Annotated in this window: 15 protein-coding genes; all 15 read left to right on the top strand. The window is 44.2% G+C overall.

What is annotated here, in order from left to right; all coding sequences use genetic code 11:
- Nucleotides 1-4: 4 nt before the first annotated feature.
- The 15 genes from cpaB (at nt 5) to J4N44_RS23515 (ending at nt 14,714) form a co-directional block, all read left to right on the top strand.
- Nucleotides 5-829, top strand: coding sequence for a Flp pilus assembly protein CpaB (gene cpaB, locus J4N44_RS23585; RefSeq protein ID WP_009697301.1), 825 nt, complete (start codon nt 5-7; stop codon nt 827-829).
- Nucleotides 829-2,199, top strand: coding sequence for a type II and III secretion system protein family protein (locus J4N44_RS23580; protein WP_029788546.1), 1,371 nt, complete (start codon nt 829-831; stop codon nt 2,197-2,199). The genes cpaB and J4N44_RS23580 overlap by 1 nt, the downstream gene beginning before the upstream one ends.
- On the top strand, nt 2,196-2,672 hold the full coding sequence (locus tag J4N44_RS23575) for a hypothetical protein (protein ID WP_050921093.1): 477 nt from the start codon (nt 2,196-2,198) through the stop codon (nt 2,670-2,672). The genes J4N44_RS23580 and J4N44_RS23575 overlap by 4 nt, the downstream gene beginning before the upstream one ends.
- Before the next feature lie 2 nt (nt 2,673-2,674).
- On the top strand, nt 2,675-3,916 hold the full coding sequence (locus J4N44_RS23570) for a CpaE/TadZ family protein (protein ID WP_009697303.1): 1,242 nt from the start codon (nt 2,675-2,677) through the stop codon (nt 3,914-3,916).
- Entirely contained in the window at nt 3,913-5,184 is a 1,272-nt protein-coding gene (locus tag J4N44_RS23565; RefSeq protein ID WP_005452328.1) for a TadA family conjugal transfer-associated ATPase, read from the top strand. Before J4N44_RS23570 ends, J4N44_RS23565 begins: the two co-directional genes overlap by 4 nt.
- Nucleotide 5,185: 1 nt before the next feature.
- A complete protein-coding gene (locus tag J4N44_RS23560) occupies nt 5,186-6,088 on the top strand; it encodes a type II secretion system F family protein (RefSeq protein WP_005452326.1) in 903 nt (300 codons plus the stop codon).
- Nucleotides 6,085-6,927 carry a type II secretion system F family protein gene (locus J4N44_RS23555; RefSeq protein ID WP_045490991.1) on the top strand — a complete coding sequence of 281 codons (843 nt, stop codon included), beginning with the start codon at nt 6,085-6,087 and terminating at the stop codon, nt 6,925-6,927. The genes J4N44_RS23560 and J4N44_RS23555 overlap by 4 nt, the downstream gene beginning before the upstream one ends.
- Before the next feature lie 11 nt (nt 6,928-6,938).
- A complete protein-coding gene (locus J4N44_RS23550) occupies nt 6,939-7,661 on the top strand; it encodes a tetratricopeptide repeat protein (protein ID WP_045490988.1) in 723 nt (240 codons plus the stop codon).
- A gap of 2 nt (nt 7,662-7,663) precedes the next feature.
- On the top strand, nt 7,664-8,146 hold the full coding sequence (locus J4N44_RS23545) for a TadE/TadG family type IV pilus assembly protein (protein ID WP_009697305.1): 483 nt from the start codon (nt 7,664-7,666) through the stop codon (nt 8,144-8,146).
- The gene (tadF, locus tag J4N44_RS23540; RefSeq protein WP_009700149.1) at nt 8,133-8,693 is read left to right on the top strand and encodes a tight adherence pilus pseudopilin TadF; all 561 of its coding nucleotides are present in this window, start codon (nt 8,133-8,135) and stop codon (nt 8,691-8,693) included. Before J4N44_RS23545 ends, tadF begins: the two co-directional genes overlap by 14 nt.
- Nucleotides 8,694-8,697: 4 nt before the next feature.
- A complete protein-coding gene (locus J4N44_RS23535) occupies nt 8,698-10,245 on the top strand; it encodes a TadE/TadG family type IV pilus assembly protein (RefSeq protein WP_252045292.1) in 1,548 nt (515 codons plus the stop codon).
- Nucleotides 10,246-10,253: 8 nt separating this feature from the next.
- A complete protein-coding gene (locus tag J4N44_RS23530) occupies nt 10,254-10,934 on the top strand; it encodes an OmpA family protein (RefSeq protein ID WP_005452313.1) in 681 nt (226 codons plus the stop codon).
- A 118-nt stretch (nt 10,935-11,052) separates the two neighbouring features.
- A complete protein-coding gene (locus J4N44_RS23525) occupies nt 11,053-12,447 on the top strand; it encodes a hypothetical protein (RefSeq protein WP_252045794.1) in 1,395 nt (464 codons plus the stop codon).
- Nucleotides 12,448-13,000: 553 nt separating this feature from the next.
- Entirely contained in the window at nt 13,001-13,606 is a 606-nt protein-coding gene (locus tag J4N44_RS23520; RefSeq protein WP_252045291.1) for a DedA family protein, read from the top strand.
- Entirely contained in the window at nt 13,584-14,714 is a 1,131-nt protein-coding gene (locus tag J4N44_RS23515) for an ATP-grasp domain-containing protein (RefSeq protein WP_252045290.1), read from the top strand. The genes J4N44_RS23520 and J4N44_RS23515 overlap by 23 nt, the downstream gene beginning before the upstream one ends.
- The last annotated feature ends 262 nt before the right edge of the window (nt 14,715-14,976 follow it).

Below are 14,976 nucleotides of genomic sequence, written 5' to 3'. Positions count from 1 at the left end.
CATTATGAGATCTCGACTGGTTTTACTTGTTGCTATTGTTGCCTTGATCGTAGGCGCGCTTGGCGTTGTCGACTTGTTCAAGAGTCAACCTCAACCCGAAGCTGTCGCTGAAGTGGTCGATAACAAAGATGAACAGCATGTTGCTGTATGGATGACCACCGAAGCTTATGAAAAAGGACATGCGATTAGTGCACAAGGAGTTATCAAACAACAGCTCCCACTTAGTGAAGCACTAACGCTTGGCGTCAGAGAAGACGCACAAATCAGTTTTTCACCATCCGTTTTATTAAACCGAAGCCTAAATCCAGGCGATGTTGTGTTACCAGAGTACCAAGTTTCTCCCGGTCAACCAGGGTATATCGATCTACTGGTAACGGAAGGCATGACCTTGTATCCACTGAAAGTGAGTGATCAGAACTTAATCAAAGATTACATTCGTCCTGGCTCATATATCGACATTCTTACCGTGAGCTCTCCAAACGCTAATCTTGCTGAAAATATGGATAAGCCGAAGCGCTTTCGAGGTGTAAAAGCGTCCATGTTCTTAAAACATGTCAAAGTACTCAATATTGGTGATGGCGAGGGTGAAAATAGCAACATTACCGCTCGAACACCAAATAAAGAAGACGGTATGACGACGGTGGTTATCGAAGTGAAGCCAGATGAGTTGGCAAAACTAGCGTTGGCTCAACGAACTATGCATATCGAAATTTATCGAAGCCAAACCTATACGCAGCCGGAATACGCGGAAGTACGCAATGTTATCGACAATTATACCGGAATCGAAGAGTTACGCGGTAACGTTAATGATCCTAGAGAGGCTTTGTAATGATGATACACCATCGAATTAAGCAAGTACTGTGCGTCTCCTTTACCTCTCTTTTGATTGGCTTGCTTTCTATAACAAACACTTTTGCTGCTGACCGATCTATCACACTTAATGACGGTCAGCACATTCAATTAAAGATGCCGATTGGAAAGGTGTTTATCAGTAACCCTGATATCGCCGACTACAAAATCATTAATGACAACACGCTAGTGGTTTTTGCCAATGGCATTGGTCAGTCTCGCTTGATTGTCTATGGAACAGACGATGATGTGTTGCTTTCTGACCGCATCATCGTTGATTTGGATCTAAGCGAGGTTAGACGTCAACTCAAGTTCCATTTTCCTGATGCCAAAGTCAAGGTTCAATCGGTGGGCGAGCAAGTCGCAGTGAGTGGTGTTGTTGATTCTGAAGAAACTCGTGATGACATTTATCGCATGGTGGCAACCTTACTCGGACGAGAAAAAACCGAGAAGTGGGAGAAAGTCGAAAAGCTGGAGTTCAAATCTGACTATTCAGATTATGAAGAGCCAGAGAGCATGGTTTTCGCTCGCAATATGACTTGGAAAGGAATCATTGAACGCATTAAGGTTGCAACGACACAACAGGTAAACGTCAAAATCTCAGTCGCTCAAGTTAATGAATCTTTTAGTAAAACAGTTGGGGTCGACTGGAGTTCTATTGGTTCTAAAGCGGGTGAGTTCGTATTTGACCAATTTGATGCGGCAAACCTAAGTACCTTGATCACTGCATTGGGTGACGATCAGGTTGCAGAAGTCTTGGCTGAGCCAAACCTGACGGTACTTTCCGGTGAATCGGCGAGCTTCCTTGTCGGTGGCGAAGTGCCCGTTATTGTGTCGAACAACAACAACGTGAATATTTCGTTTAAAGAGTTTGGTATTAAGCTCGACCTTACAGCAAAAGTACTTAGTCAAGACAAAATCCGAATGCAGCTAGCTCCGGAAGTGAGCGAAGTAGAAAGCTACGTCGAAGCTGCAGGCATTAAAGTGCCACAGTTGTCATCACGACGTGCAATGACAACCGTTGAACTGGCAGACGGAGACAGCTTCATCCTTGGCGGGTTAATGAGCAGTGCTGATTTAGAGAAAATGCAAAAGATTCCTTTCATTGGAGACATTCCTGTACTTGGTGCTGCATTTCGTAAAGCAACGACAGAAAGAAAGCGAACTGAGTTGATCATCGTGGCAACAGTAAACCTCGTGGAACCAATCAAACCGAAAGATATTCAGTTGCCACACATCAAGAAAACCTCAACGTTAGCGCGTTGGTTGAATATTGATTCTGACGATAATTCTAACACGTCATCGGATGCGACGATTCGTCTGCTATCTGAAGGAGGGTTTATTCAATGAAGAAGCTAGTACTTATTGCTCTATTGACATCGTCACTCTTTGGTTGCGCAACAGAGCGATATTTTGGCGGAAATGGCGCTGAAGCCGTGGTGTATAAAGAGCATCATAGCTTTGAGTTTGCAGTAAAGAATCGTGCAGAAACAGAAAAGCAGATTAAGCAACTGATTCAAAAAATCGAATCGATGGATAAAGAAGCCACTTACGTGATCGATTACAAATCCGCGCGCAGTAAAACGATGTTAAAGAAGGCATTTGAGCAGTATCCGTCACACATTATTGCCCCGCAAAGAGTGGAATATCGTTATACGCCAGCTTTACCAAGTGATCTGAATATCCAAGTGACGTTAACGCGTTTGCAAACCCAGCAATGCTCGCCTGCACAGATTCAAGTTCAGTTAGGTGAACCAGACTGTTTTGTTGAATCGATGCGTCTTAAACAAGTGTCCTACAAGTCTAGATTAGTAGGAGAATAATAATGTTTGATTTAACTAAAGCATTAACAACGAAAGCAAAACCGGCACAGTCTTCGACGACAGGTGTTGCTGGATGTACGTTGTTTTATCAATCACAAGAGTGTTTAAACCTTGTTCAGGAAGTGTTTCGATTCGAAGGTTGGAATGACCCAGAATGTGTAAGAGCTAACGCAGGCTTAACCAAGCTGACGGAACAACATAGCAGTCATATTGTTATCCTTGAACTGAACGAATCGAACAACGTCGTTGAAGATGCTAAGTCTTTCGCTAGCAAACTACCAACACACAAAGGTGTCGTGGTCATTGGTAAAGAAGATGCAATTTCGACGCTTCGTTCCCTCAAAGACATGGGCTTTTACTACGTCTTTTGGCCGGTGAACAAACAAGAGTTCGCAGACTTCTTAAACCATGTTAGTAAGAACTTGAAGACGTTCTCCGGTGTTAGCCAGAAGCGTAAGGCGAAGCGTGTAGCAGTGGTGGGTTCAAAAGGTGGTGTTGGTGCATCATTCATTACTACTGAATTGAGTTCGTTACTATCCACTCAAGGTTCCGATACCATTTTGGTTGATCACCAATACGCAGATACCAACATCGATGTTTTATTGGGACTGAAAGATTTTAAACCGCGCGGTATCGATGAGTTTACTGCTCCCTTGCATGAAATGGATGAAGAGGGAGCACTTAGCTACCTGTTTAACGCACGAAAAAATCTGCGTCTGTTGGCTATCGATGGCGACATGAGTCAAAGCGATATTCTCAACTATAACCAGACGCTCTGTGATCTTTTAGCTCGAAACACGAACTTCATTATTGAAGACTTCTCGGGCGGTGTGGACTTCAAAGTTGAACCTCAACTCTTGGTAGAAAACTTTGATGTGGTAGTGCTGGTTTTGGATGCGTCGGTTTCTTCCGTAAGAAGTGCCAAACGACTGTTTGAGAAAATTTCCAATTTACAGCTCACATTATCGTCCCGAACTCGTGTGATTACGTTGGTGAATTATCACCGTCCGGAAAACGCGTATGTATTACAACGTCCTGACCTTACCAAATACTTAGGTGCGGATGTTGATCTCGAAGTGGGGTACTGCAAGTCGTTGTCGCACATCATTATTGATGGCAAACGAGGTCATAAGCACGATCGTCATATTAACCGTTCTATGGAACTACTGGTCAAGCTGATTAATGGTCAACCTGTTGATCAAAAAGGCATGGGATCTTGGTTGAAGAGGGTGCGTGCTAAATGAGTTCGAATAAAGACTTATACCTCGCGTTTCGCGGGCAAATATTTGAAGCACTAGATGCTGAAGCGGTTCAGAAAATGAGCCGCCGAGACTTAGAGGCTCAAATCCAAGCCGCTGTTGATCTTCTTGCAAACAGCTACCAACGTCCGATCACTTCGATGATGAAGTCAGGCTTGGTGAAAAGCTTAATTGATGAACTGTTTGGCTTAGGTCCATTGCAGCCTTTGGTTGAAGACCAGTCTATTTCCGACATCATGGTAAATGGACCTAACAACATCTTTTTTGAAAGACACGGTAAAGTCCAAAAGTCAGAGGTGTCTTTTGTCAACGAAGAGCAGTTGTTAGCAATTGCTAAACGCATTGCTTCGCGTGTTGGACGACGTGTTGATGAACTGTCTCCAACGGTTGATGCCAGACTTGAAGATGGCAGCCGTGTGAATATCGTTATCCCACCCATTGCGTTGGATGGGACCTCGATTTCAATACGTAAATTCAGAGAGCAGAACATCGGCTTTGAAGATTTGATTGGTTTTGGTTCTATGTCTCCTGACATGGCGAGAGTGCTGATGATTGCGTCTCGTTGTCGAATGAATGTGCTGATTTCTGGCGGTACGGGTTCAGGTAAGACGACGCTGCTTAACGCATTGTCTCAATACATCGCTGAAGATGAGCGCATTGTCACCATAGAGGATGCGGCGGAATTACGCTTGCAACAACCTAACTTGGTTCGATTGGAAACGCGAACTTCGAGCGTTGAGCAGACTGGGGCGGTGACGCAGCGTGATTTGGTGATTAACGCACTTCGTATGCGTCCAGACCGAATCATTCTTGGTGAGTGTCGTGGCTCTGAAGCGTTTGAAATGTTGCAGGCCATGAACACGGGACACGATGGTTCTATGTCTACACTGCACGCCAACACACCGAGAGATGCGATCGCGCGTGTGGAATCGATGGTCATGATGGCGAACTTAAACCAGCCGCTTGATGCGATTCGAAGAACCATCGTCAGCGCTGTGCAAATGATTGTCCAAGTTAACCGACTGCGCGATGGGTCTCGTAAGATCACCAGTATCTCTGAAATCGTCGGTTTGGAAGGCGATAGTGTGGTGATGGAAGAGATCTACCGTTTCCGTTATGACGATGCACATTTTGGAGAAACCGTTAAAGGTGACTTCGTAACCAGCGGCATCATGCAACGATCTGAGCTTGTAAAGAAAGCCCAATTCTTCGGGCTGTATGACGAGCTGATGGCATCGTTTAAGGGGATATAACATGCTTTGGCTCTCACTTATCCTCTTTGCGTTCGTACTGCTTTTGGTCAGAGACTCAAAGGTCAAAAAGGTCGATCAGTTTTTCAACATTGAAGAAGCTGAAGCGGAAAACTTCAATGCTATCAACGTAAAATCACTGGTACGAAAACAAAGTTGGCAAAAGTTCAAAGAGTCTATTTCTCCAACACTAAAAGTACTTGGACCACGTTCATCGCTGTATATCGCTTTGTATATCACGGCGAGTCTCATCGCCTCTTGGTACGTCGTGGTTAAGCTGTTGTTGATGACGAATACCGGGTTGATCGTAGGCTTGTCTTTGGTGTTTACCATTATGGGTTACCGCTACCTAGTGACAAGAAGGCGACGTGATTTTGAAAACACTTTCCCTGATGCGCTAAACATTCTGATGAGTGCGGTAACCGCGGGTGACAGCTTAATGCAAGCCATCAGTTATGTTGGCGAGGTGATGGATAACTCGATTGGGCGCGAGTTTAAACTGATGGGGGACCGACTTAAGTTGGGTGAGTCTCCGGAAGTGGTACTTCAACGTTCGTGTAAAAACTACCCTTACCCAGAGTTTCTGTTTTTCACTGTAACCCTTAGAGCAAATATTGCGCGAGGCGGTCAGCTGAAAGGCGTACTAGCAAGACTTATTCGAGTTTTGGTGGACGCAAGAACCCTAGAGAAAAAGAAGATGGCCATGACGTCTGAAGCGCGAATTTCTGCCAAGATTGTTGCGGCAATTCCGTTGATTTTCATGATCATTCTTAACTATGTAAACCCTGACAACGTCAATTTCGTCTTGTATGACCCTTCTGGTCGTATCGTGTTGTTTTATGTACTTGGCAGTGAGTTATTTGGCTTGTTCATTGTTTGGTTGTTAGTCAGAGGAGTACGCGCATGATGCTATTGATTGCCCTTATAGTACTGTTTGTTTCGTTGCTTTTCTTGATTTTCGATTCGCTTCGTACAGAACAACGACGCAAAAAAGTCGCCCTTTATATTGGCGGTGATGCTATACGTGCGCCTTCCCGTGTTAACCGCTTTTTTGTTCGTTTCGGTAAAGAGCATCGACATGAGCTGGAACAAAAACTCATCGAGGCCGGCTATTACAACACAGAGTGGGCGAAGTTCTACTTCCCTGCCAAATTAGCGGTGCTCGTGGTTGTTACAGGATTGGTGTTGTTGTCGGATATGACAGCAAATAATCAGCTAATCATCATTATTTTTACGCTTATTGCTGTGATTGTCTTGCCGGATACTTTGCTTCAAATGCGACGCAAAATGTTGATCTTTAAGACATCATCTCAGTTACCGTACTTGCTGGACATGATGTCAGTTTGCGTGCAAACCGGTATGACGATTGAGGCGGCATTGGTTTATCTGGGCAAAGAGTTGGCTGAGTTTGACTCTGACCTTTGTTATCAAATTAAACGCACCTCAGATTCGGCAAAAATCCACGGGCTAGAAAAAGCGCTAAATGACCTCAGTGATCGTATTCCAACGCCGCCAATACGAAGCTTCGTGCTGACTATCATTCAAAACTTGCAATACGGTACATCAGTGGCTCAGGTGTTGAGCGATCTCGCTGAAGACATGCGAAAAGTGCAAATCCTGACCGTTGAGGAAAAGGTAGGCAAACTCTCCGCTAAGATGAGTGTCCCGCTGATCCTCTTCATCATGTTCCCGATCGTTATTCTGATTCTCGCACCGGGAATCATGCAAATGACATTAAATATTTAGGAGAGTAACCAGTGATTGGAAAACGCATTTCTCTCGTTTTGTTAGCGGTGGGCGTGTTGGCAGGTTGTCAATCGACACCTTCGCAACAGAGTCAGCTACAAGATGACGTCGCGAGCATGGAAAAAGTGAAAAACTACGATGGCTTAATCTCTTACTACAAATCTCAGTTAGAGCAGGGTTCGCAAGATCCAGAAGTGAAAGAAAAGCTGGCATGGGCGTATTTCCATAAAGGGGATATCGAGTCGGCAAACTTTTATGTTCAGCATTTGCAAAAAGAGGGGGTAGAGAGCCCTGACTTGTACCAGTTAGAAGGGCAAGTGTTTGATGCAAAAAATGACACTGATAGCGCGGTAGAAGCGTATTTATCTTCCATTAAAACGGGTAATGAATCGGGACAAATCCATGTATTACTGGGTGTGTCGTACGCCAAGTTAGGTAAATACGAAGATGCCTACCAAGAGCTGAACAATGCACGTTTGCGTGGTTATGATGATGTCGCGATCAAGAACAACATCGCGATGATTCATATGGCAAATGGTGAATACGAGCAAGCCATCGAAACACTGATGCCAGTACTAAAAGATAACCCGGAAAATAAAGTAGTGAAGGCGAACCTAGCGATTGCCCTTATGAAAGCGCAGCAGATGGATGCGGCGAAGAAACTACTCAAAGGTGATTTTTCGGATCAAGAGCTCCACAGTATCGCCGTCGAATTAACTCAATATAGGAGTTAATGATGAAATTGCTTTCTAAACAAAAAGGGGTAACGGCGATCGAGTTCGTAATGGGCGCGCTCGTTTTATTCTTTGCCACTTTTGCCATCTTTGAGTCGAGTTACCAAATCTATGTTGTGAACATGACGGAATATTCTCTTCGAGAAACTATACGAAACACCAAGATTTACGAGGGCAAAGGCATAAATCAGCAGTACGAGGACAAGTTTAAATCTCTGATCGAAGCTGATGGTAACTTGTGGCATTTCTTAATCGATAGCTCGCGATTTTCTATCAAAGGTCGTTACTACAAAACCTATGATGACTTCATTGCGAATAGAGGATATTCGGATGAGGGCTTGAACTTCAACTACAACTTAGCGGAGATAACGGTCACTTATCGTTACTCTCCGATCATAAAACTTGCCGGTGCAGCAGATCGAGATATCTCAAGCACAATGGTACTGAACTTAGAGCATGAGGGGTGGAAAGATGACGCTCCGTAAACAAGGTGTATGTTCTCCAAAACGCCAAAAAGGCTCATTTATGGTTGAGCTTGTGTTTATTCTTACTGCGTTATGGGGTGTTTACCTTTTTGCCGCGGATTTGAGCTATCAGTTGCTTTTGCGAGCCAAGCTTGATCGTTCTAGCTTTGCGTTGGTGAACGTAATCAAAGAGCGTTCGCGTTACTTTGAGGGCGACGTGTTAGGTGGAAAAAATCTAGCGGTAACCAATGCCGATTTAGAAGACTTATCCAAAGTCGCGAGTCGAATGCTCGGCACGCCCCCAAACGATGTAGCTATCAAAATCGAGTCATTGACCAATAAAGTGAATGTGGCGGTATTTACCAGCAGTAAATACAACAGACTAAATTGCAAAACGGATTCAATACTCGCACACGCAGATTTGGCTCCGGTGGAAAAGGGCGTGGTGTATCCATTGTACCGCGTCAGCCTTTGTGAGGAGCAAAGCTCTTGGTTCAAGCCGTTCTTTAATGGCGGTACCGGCACAACCGTGAAAGTTGGCTCTTCTTCAATAATGCCAGGGAGATAGTGAAATGAGAATGCAGCAATATCAGCATCGAAGTCTCCAACAACAAAAGGGCGTCGCCGCTGTATGGATGGGCTTGTTGCTTGTGCCTATTATGGGCGTCACTTTTTGGGCTGTTGAGGGCACCCGTTATGTGCAGGAGTCGAGCCGACTAAGGGATTCAGCGGAAGCTGCGGCAATGGCCGTAACGATTGAAGACCAACCGGGTGCAGCCCGTGCGCTGGCAACGAAGTATGTCGAAAACTATGTGAGAGACATCAAGTCAACCAACCTTTCTGCTCAACGTTTTTATCAAGCGGAAGACAAGGATACTGGTGCTCTTGAGTATATCCAATACACAGTGAACGCCAGAACAACGCATGACTCTTGGTTTGCAAGCAGCTTTATCCCATCGTTTGATAAGCAGCAGGAATTAGCCGGACGATCGCTGGCAAGAAAGTACCCTGCTTATCTTGGGGATAACAACATTGATATCGTTTTCGTCTCGGACTTTTCTGGCTCGATGAATGATAAGTGGGGCTCAAGTCGGAGCAAAAAAATTGACGATTTGAAAACCGCGATCGATCAGATATCAAACAAGATTCTTTGTAAAAAAATCCGCCAAGACTTCGTCGACGGAGAGTGGAAAGACGTTTGTGATGAGCCAGGAGAAGACACCACCGGGGACAAACTGCTTAACCGAGTTGGTTTTGTGCCGTTTAACGTTCGCACCAGAGAAATTGTGGCAGGCAATAGAGCCAATGCGACAAGCCAACTAAGTTACAAGAACGGGTACAAGGCTTACTTGTCACCTTATAGCTACAACGATGTCGATTGGGACTACTGGCGCACGTACACAGCAAGCGAAGTGAAGAATTGTGCTTATTGGCAGTCGAGCTGTCGAAGCCCTCGGGCAGAAAATCACAATTATGCCAAGCGTATTCGTGATGTTATCGACGCAGATCGCTACGCCGTAGCTGATGTCTACAACTATGTTGATTTACCGACTTCAGTATCGACCATGTTTACTGATAAATCAGGATTAAAGCCTAATTTCTATGGTGTGAGCGGCACCCGACTGTTTAATGCTCATGGTTCTTCAAATTCATCGCAGTTTTATAACATTCAATTGTCGAACAAACTTTCAGATTTGGACTCGATTAAGTCGATGTGGGCAGACGGTGGTACCGCAGCGTTTCAAGGCATATTAAGAGGGTCTCAGGTTCTTCATGATGGAGACCCAAACAGTACCGATGAAGAAGAGCAGCAAGCTTACAACAAGAAAATCAAGATGTTGCTGATTTTGAGTGACGGGCAAGAAAGCCCTAACAACGGCATTCTAAAGGGGCTAGTAGACAACGGTATGTGTGATAAAGCCAGAGCAGAGATTCCGGGCTTATACATCGGTGTTATTGGTATCGATTTCCGTGCATCTCAACAAAGTGGTTTTCAAGACTGTGTTGTTAATCCAAGTGAAGACATCATTGATGTATCTAACTTAGATGAATTGATTGAAAAGATAGAAGAACTCATCCGCAAAGGCTCAAAAACAAGCGGAATAACTAAGTTGTACTAGAGGAAAATATGAAAAAGTTAGTCATTGGTGCATTCGCTATCTCGACGTTGCCGTTTAGCCTGATAGTTAAGGCAGAAGAGGGGATCAGCGTTTATTGCGACAATACCTTCAGCGAGTACCAACATAGTATCAAAGTGGATGACGTTGTCGGAATTGCTCAACATCGACAGGGCTTTTTGCAAATAGAGCAGAAGTCTAACAATGGTGAGCTCAAACAAGCATTGGCAGGTAAATCAAAGTTAGGGTTGGATCAAACAGGCTGTACGACATGGATTAGCAATCAAAATAACAATCATCAAGGTGATGGCTTGGTTGCGCGTCTGCATTTTGGTTTTGATAAATCCAACTTAACACCAATGGGCAGCAAAGCTCTGAATCAACTCGCAGGTTCGCTTAAAAATAGCGATAGTGCTATTGCGGTAGATGGTCATACCGACAGCAAGGGCTCTGAAGGCTATAACCAATCGTTAGGCTTGCAACGTGCGTTGACAACGTCTAACGGTTTGATTGCGCAAGGCGTGGATAAAAGCCGTATTGTCGTTCGTTCATTTGGTGAAACTCAGCCGATTGCGTCGAATTCAACCGCTGAGGGGCGAGCACAAAACAGACGCTCAGAAATATGGGCTTCTAAGAATGATCAGGCAAAACCAGATCAAATAAAACCAGACGAAGTAAAGCCAACGGAATAGGTTTTAATCGTAGAGCGTTCACCTTGCCTAAAACGCAAGGTGAAGCATTAACAACAATGGTGTCGTGGTGGGTCAATTTGGAGTGGCAGTGGGTAAATCTAAAACAATAATAGCCATTATGGTGGGGGTAGCGTGGAGTGGTACGATCGCTGCCTCAGAGCTCATTAACTTTAACGAGCAAGATACATTAAACAGCATTAATACTGCTTACGACCAGCAGTACAGTGCGCTGAGAATTGATGAAAACATCTCGCACTACAATAAATTGAATGCTGAAATAGAGTCCACCAAGATCAAATTGGCGACCAATGTCGAGATGATCAAATCTGACTCTAATCGCTTGAAAGACAAGTTGGTTGATGGTGTATATGACGAATCCTTAATTCTGACTTTGCGCAATATGTCTGCCAAAGTGAATTCAATGAAAAAGGAAATTGAAACCGCAGGGAAGTTGTTGGTCGAAACTAAGCAGCAATTGTCACAAGACCAACAAGAGGCAAGTCAAATCGAGCGAGTGAAGAATGACGCACTCCTTGCTCTGTACGAAAAGATAAAAGCGCGTCATTTGAATGAATCAAAACGTGTGATAAACGATACTTATTCTGGTCAATTGCAGTGTAACGTTGCGGAAAGTTTATCAACGTGCGTAAACCGAAATCTCCCTTCTATCAAGAACGCTTTTGTATTAAGCAAAGGTGGTTTATCTCGAATCAAACTCACGAGCTTTAAAGTCGTGGATGCAAACCAAAAATTAAACGGCGACCTTTCTTTCACTGCGGACGCAAGCTACAAGCACAATTACAGTGCGAATACAGAGGTTGAACTGAGACAAGCACTTGATCTTGATAACGTGCGCTTTGTGTTCCGTTCAAACTCACCACAAACGGTTTTTTACATCAATGACCAGGAAGTCGGCTCTGGCGAGCGAGTGGATGTAACGGGCAACTATGTGGGTATTTATAGTGTGCGAGCCGTGAACAATCATAAAACCCAGTCGCTAAAGCTAAATCTTAAAAATGGTGGCGACTACTTTTTCCCGTTTGCGAGTAAAGCCAGTGCTCCGAAGGCGGTTCCTACGCGTTTAGCGGTAGAAGACAAGACTGATGCGAACAGTGAAAAGGCTCAACCCAAAGATACAGTAAGGTTCTCTGAGAGTTTGTTACCGCCTAAAGTCGTCGCTGAGGTGGAGTCTGCAGAAGAGCCCGATCTTCAGCGTTACACCAATAAGGTACTGTACAAAGATGAAGCCTTTACTTACCTATTGCCAAGATTCAGAGGTAACAAAAAGTCTCATGACATCTTCTTAAGCCAGGCTGACGCACAGAAATATTGTGAGCGTCTATCGTCTCGTTTGCCAAACAAAGCCGCTTATGAATACTTGCGCCTCTACACCTATCTATCTCCGGGAGATTACTGGACGAAAGATGGCAAAGTGTATTCATCGGAGAAGCATGAAGAATTGGATCAAGCATTTGATACAAATAAGTTCATTTGTATGGTGAACATGAACTAAGACATCGTTCCCCCTTTAAATCTTATTAGTATACCCAAGTGACTTCAAGATGCAGGATTCAGAGCGTTGTCATTGATTCGAGAGCAAGGAAAACAACGCGGTGTAATAGCTAGCTCTTTCCAAGTTGTTTGACGCAGCAATCGGGTCAATGACACGCTCCCAAAGGGCACTCTTTGCAAATAGTAAGGGCCTTGGCTTGTATACTTTGTTGTCGATTCTTGATTTAGACCCACTAAACCTTTAAATCGCCGCCGCGTCTACAAACCAAGTCAGTCTCGCTGAACCTAGCATCTCGAGGTTACTTGGGTATAAACAAGCACATTTAAGAGCCGCATTTCGCGGCTCTTTTTGTTCCTGTTACTGGAAACTTCCTGAATTCGACTGACGCAACAACGTTGGGCGTTATCGACTTTCTCTGTATTGCAGTGAAATTTTGTTACTGATTATCCTGTCTTTAACCATAGCCTCTAGTTATTTCTGTTCATCAATATGGATCGAAAAATCATCTCGTAGAGGCCTTGAATGACGAGTGAATAGCAATGGGACAGAGAATATGAGTGAAGTGGCAACGTTAGAAGCTTGGCTGTATCAAGGCAATGTGCCTTTGTCGATGCTATTTCTCGGAGTCGTATTGTTGTCATACTTACTTGAAGATTTGGCTATCGTTACTGCCGCTACTTTAGCGGTAGAGCAAGTGATGCCAACACCTCTTGCGTTATTGGCGATTTTTACAGGTATCGCCACAGGAGACATAGGGCTTTATTGGCTGGGGAAATTGGCACAAAAGGTACGTTTTTTCCGCTATCGCTTGCTTCGATATCAACGTGCTAGGCGCGTGCGACGCACACTTCATCATAAAGCTTTCATTACGTTATTCATCGTCCGGTTTATTCCCGGATTAAGAACTGTAGGATTTACGCTTAGCGGATTTTTGGATGTGCCCAAAATGAAGTTTCTCATCGCCGTGTTAAGCGCGACGAGTTTATGGACTGCGTTGATTTTTGGCTCATTCTTCCAACTAGGCAGCATGCAATGGCTTCAACAACATCAAATAAACAGTTTGTTGATTCCGATTGGATTGGTCGTGATGTTGCTGCTCAACAAACTGATTTCAAGAACATTGTTAAGGAACACATATGGTGAAACTCGCCCACGTTGAAATGATCCCAAACGGAATGGTTAATGCCGGTATGCCCATTCTTCAAGAACCAAAGCGAGTAGTCTCTCCGTTTGAGTTTTTACCAGCTTGGTTTTTTTATACACCCGTGGTGATTCAAAGCGCGGTCCTCAGCGCTATCCACCGAGATTGGGCATTACCTTTGATCGCAAACCCTTCAATCAAGTTAAGCGGTATGGTGGGGGAGTCCAAGCATGACATTTTCGCTTCTTCGGGAGACAAAACTAAGCAGTGGATATTGCCTTTTATCACATTAACTAAGACGCATGAACAGCTTGAAACTGCTTTAGAAGACGCAACACAGCAGCTAAAACGATCGAGTTTAGAGTATCCATTGGTGGCGAAACCTGATCTTGGTTGCCGTGGTGCTGGCGTGAAGTTATTGCGTTCGGATGAACAGCTAAGAAGCTACATTAAAACGTTTCCCGTTGATGGACGTTTCCTGTTACAGAAGAAATCAGAGTACAGCGCTGAAGCTGGGGTATTTTACGTCAGGCAGCCAGGCGAAACCCGAGGGAAAATCATCTCACTGACATTAAAATATTCCCCTCGAGTGATTGGTGATGGGCAGTCTACGCTTAAGCAGCTTATCGAGAAGTGTCCAAGGGCTGGTAAGTTACAGCACCTTTATTTACCAAGGCACAGTGAGCAATTAGAAGTGATCGTCGCGAAAGGTGAAGAATTTCAACTAGCCTTTGCGGGAAGCCATTCACGTGGTGCCATTTTTCGCGATGGTAACCGATTCATTACGCAAGAGCTAGAAAAGAAGCTCGATCAAGTGCTAGGGGATTTTAATGGATTCCACTACGGGCGATTGGATATCAAGTTTAAAGATATTCATGCTCTAATGAATGGTGAACATTTTGATATCTTAGAGATTAATGGTGCGAGCAGTGAAGCGGCACATATCTGGGATAGCGATACACCACTAACTCATATCTTCGCCACATTGCTAAAGCAGTACCGATTACTTTATCAAATCGGATCAAAGCAGAAGCTGCGAGGGTATCAAACGCCGACACTGGGTGCTCTCATTCAAGCATGGCGAGAAGAGAAAGTCCTGACGCAGCTGTACCCGATGACAGACTAAAAGCATTGATCTATACCCAAGTATCTTGAGGTTATTTGGGTATGGATACCCCAACAACGGGTGATGAATGGGGACATCTGTTATTCAACTTCACGCCGTAAAACAGTTATTCAGTACTTTTCTTATTTAATTTTCAATTCTTTGTAATTTTTATCTCATTTGTCCTGTCTTTTTATTAGCACCAAAGAAATCACGCAGTGAATATGCCTTCTTAGTGAGGGCAATACCTCGATAGAACGTATTTCCGAATAAGGAATTTAAT

Source organism: Vibrio sp. SCSIO 43155 (assembly GCF_023716605.1).
In the GTDB taxonomy this organism is placed as follows: domain Bacteria; phylum Pseudomonadota; class Gammaproteobacteria; order Enterobacterales; family Vibrionaceae; genus Vibrio; species Vibrio harveyi.
This window is presented reverse-complemented; position numbering and strand designations above follow the sequence as displayed.

Coding starts and splice junctions, on each gene's coding strand:
- J4N44_RS23520 (WP_252045291.1), top strand. CDS start 13,001: ATGAGTGAAGTGGCAACGTTAGAAGCTTGGCTGTATCAAGGCAATGTG.
- J4N44_RS23575 (WP_050921093.1), top strand. CDS start 2,196: ATGAAGAAGCTAGTACTTATTGCTCTATTGACATCGTCACTCTTTGGT.
- J4N44_RS23515 (WP_252045290.1), top strand. CDS start 13,584: ATGGTGAAACTCGCCCACGTTGAAATGATCCCAAACGGAATGGTTAAT.
- J4N44_RS23530 (WP_005452313.1), top strand. CDS start 10,254: ATGAAAAAGTTAGTCATTGGTGCATTCGCTATCTCGACGTTGCCGTTT.
- J4N44_RS23565 (WP_005452328.1), top strand. CDS start 3,913: ATGAGTTCGAATAAAGACTTATACCTCGCGTTTCGCGGGCAAATATTT.
- J4N44_RS23570 (WP_009697303.1), top strand. CDS start 2,675: ATGTTTGATTTAACTAAAGCATTAACAACGAAAGCAAAACCGGCACAG.
- J4N44_RS23555 (WP_045490991.1), top strand. CDS start 6,085: ATGATGCTATTGATTGCCCTTATAGTACTGTTTGTTTCGTTGCTTTTC.
- J4N44_RS23560 (WP_005452326.1), top strand. CDS start 5,186: ATGCTTTGGCTCTCACTTATCCTCTTTGCGTTCGTACTGCTTTTGGTC.
- J4N44_RS23535 (WP_252045292.1), top strand. CDS start 8,698: ATGAGAATGCAGCAATATCAGCATCGAAGTCTCCAACAACAAAAGGGC.
- cpaB (WP_009697301.1), top strand. CDS start 5: ATGAGATCTCGACTGGTTTTACTTGTTGCTATTGTTGCCTTGATCGTA.
- J4N44_RS23580 (WP_029788546.1), top strand. CDS start 829: ATGATGATACACCATCGAATTAAGCAAGTACTGTGCGTCTCCTTTACC.
- J4N44_RS23525 (WP_252045794.1), top strand. CDS start 11,053: ATGGTGGGGGTAGCGTGGAGTGGTACGATCGCTGCCTCAGAGCTCATT.
- J4N44_RS23545 (WP_009697305.1), top strand. CDS start 7,664: ATGAAATTGCTTTCTAAACAAAAAGGGGTAACGGCGATCGAGTTCGTA.
- tadF (WP_009700149.1), top strand. CDS start 8,133: ATGACGCTCCGTAAACAAGGTGTATGTTCTCCAAAACGCCAAAAAGGC.